Below are 446 nucleotides of genomic sequence, written 5' to 3'. Positions count from 1 at the left end.
ACCCCGAGTACACGATCAAAACGCTGCTCCTGACCCTTGGCGCATACTGTTCCAAAGGTGAGCGATGCCGCCGGAATCGAGACAGACGCCGATGTGCAACAAGAAGTTCCTCTCCGGCGCAACGAGGGCTTCCGTATGCTGTGGATCGGCCAGCTGCTCTCCGATACCGGCTCAGGGATCGGCCTGCTCGCCTACCCGCTGCTTATCCTGGCGCTGACCCACTCGGCGGTGCTCGCCGGAGTGGTGGGGACGTCGCGGGCAATTACCCTGCTGTGCCTGCAGCTGCCCGCCGGGGCGCTCTCTGACCGGTTCGACCGGCGGCTGACGATGATCATTTGCGACATCATGCGCGCGGTCCTGCTGGCCCTGCTCGGCATCCTGATCGTGACCCATCTCGCGTCCTGGCCGGTCGTCCTGGTCGTGTGCCTGATCGAGGGAGGCGCGGG

General features: G+C 65.2%; 1 protein-coding gene. It reads left to right on the top strand.

Annotation, left to right across the window (positions count from 1 at the left end; all coding sequences use genetic code 11):
- Positions 1-57 precede the first annotated feature (57 nt).
- Positions 58-446 (top strand): MFS transporter (locus AC5LSR_RS19580; RefSeq protein ID WP_493468789.1); only part of this gene is annotated, 389 nt, incomplete at its 3' end.

It is taken from the genome of Protofrankia sp. CiP1_Cm_nod4 (assembly GCF_982290645.1).
The sequence above is the reverse complement of the archived record's forward strand: the minus strand, read 5'-3'. Positions and strand labels throughout refer to the sequence as shown.